Source organism: Mesorhizobium sp. M8A.F.Ca.ET.021.01.1.1 (assembly GCF_003998025.1).
Taxonomy (GTDB): Bacteria; Pseudomonadota; Alphaproteobacteria; order Rhizobiales; family Rhizobiaceae; genus Mesorhizobium.
Window position 1 is genome coordinate 1 of the sequence record NZ_RZSJ01000848.1, and the last position, 1,828, is coordinate 1,828.

Genomic DNA, 1,828 nt, shown 5'->3' on the forward strand with positions numbered 1-1,828 from the left:
CACGTATATGCCGCGCGAACTCCCGCGCAGCCGTACCCACGCCATGCCCCGGCAGATGCAGGTTGATGGCAAAATTCGGCAGCGGCGGCAGGCCGGCGTCGAACGGCAATATGTCGAGGTCCGCCGGCACGGTGGAAGCCAGCCATGTGGTGACGGCCAGGTCCGAGCGCACCGTCGCCGTGGTCGCGTCGATATTGCCGTTCTCGAACACGCTGCGCCATTCCAGCCCATGCGCGTTGAGTGCAGACAGCACCACCGGCCGGAAGGCGCAGGTGTCGGCAACGATCGAGACCGGCAATGGCCGCTTGGCGCGGGCCGCCCCGCCCCTCGCCCCGACCCAGACGAGCCGGTCGACGGCCAGGCATTCGCCCGAGGTCGGGCCGACCCGCTCCTCGATCACCGCGAGGTCGATGGTTCCCGCCGCCAGTGCCGCCGCCAGTTCCGGCGAGGAGGCGCAGAGCAGCGATATCTCAACCTGCGGATAGGCTTCGGCGTAGGCTTTCAGGACGGGCGCCAGCAAGGTGCCGACAAGGTCGTAGGGCACGCCGAGCCGCACCTGGCCGGCGACAGCGCTCCCCGCCATCTCGGACCAGATCTCGTCATTGAGGCTGAGCAGGCGCCTGGCCTTGTCGAACAGCCGCTCGCCGGAATGGGTCAGGCGCAGACCGCGCCGGTCGCGCTCGAACAGGCTGCAGCCCAGCGTCTCCTCCAGGCGCTTGACCTGCTGGCTGACCGCGCCCTGGGTCAGGTGCAGCGCGTTCGCCGCCGCCGTCATGCTGGCCTTGTCGGCGACAGTGACGAAGGTTCGCACGAGGCTGGTGTCGAGATTGCGGATCATGTTGCATTATAGACGCTAATGCGGACCATCGCAAACATTGCATTTACTAATGCAAGCCCGCGTCTACCATGGGATCTCCCGACGAGGATGCCCCATGCTCCAGCCTATCCTGCCGCTGATACTGTTTGCCTTCGTGGCCACCGCCACGCCGGGCATCGCCACCACCCTGTCGACCGCTTCAGGCGCGCGGTTCGGCTTCCGCCGCTCCGTTCCGCTGCTGGTCGGAAGTGCGACCGGCCTCGCAACGGTGACGGGCGCGGCCGGCGCTGGACTGGCCGGCCTGCTGCTGGCCATGCCGTCGCTACAGGTGGCGATGAAAATCATCGGCTCGCTCTATCTTGTCTGGCTGGCGATCAAGATCGGCCGTGCCGGCCCACCCAATCTCGATGTGGCGATGGCCAGGCCCAACAGTTTCCTGGGCGGCGCCGGCATCCAGTGGATGAACCCGAAGGGCTGGGCGATGGGGCTGGGCGCAGCGGCCTCCTTCGCCGCGCTTGCCGACGGGCCAGGACAACTGGCGCTGCTGCTCGGCTCCACCTACGGCCTCAGCGCCGCCATCTCGCTGTCTGTCTGGTGCGCGGCCGGCATGGTACTGGCACGGCTATTGAAGACCGAGTGGCAATGGCGCGCGCTCAACATCGTGCTGGCGCTGGTGCTGGCCGCCTCGATCATCCCGATGTGGCAGCCGCATTAGAAGCGTCGGCCTTCCAGGAGTTGGGTTTCTTGCCCCGCCATAGCGCTACGGGACGCGCGCATTTCCAGGCGGCTGGTAGCGGCGATCGCGTGGCATGACGGCTTAGCGCGTGAATTGTCTTGTGCCGCGCTGGTCGACCCCCACTCCGTCTCGGCTTCGCCGAGCCACCTTGTATCTACACGAGAGAGATTTCGTGGGATTGAAGCGATTGAGCCAAGGTCCGGGCGGCCGCCCGGACCTTGGCTTGGCGAAGTCGCCCGTACCACCTGAGGTTACAGCCGCGGGAGAGCTTGGGA

2 protein-coding genes are annotated in these 1,828 nt (G+C 67.0%); one reads left to right on the forward strand and one right to left on the reverse strand.

All coding sequences use genetic code 11. From position 1 onward, the window contains the following. Positions 1 to 838 (reverse strand): LysR family transcriptional regulator (locus EOA36_RS34685; RefSeq protein ID WP_127281161.1); only part of this gene is annotated, 838 nt, incomplete at its 3' end. Between the two features lie 94 nt (positions 839 to 932). On the opposite strand from EOA36_RS34685, the gene EOA36_RS34690 reads away from it, so the two are divergent. Then, positions 933 to 1,532, forward strand: coding sequence for a LysE family translocator (locus tag EOA36_RS34690; RefSeq protein ID WP_127281162.1), 600 nt, complete (start codon positions 933 to 935; stop codon positions 1,530 to 1,532). The last annotated feature ends 296 nt before the right edge of the window (positions 1,533 to 1,828 follow it).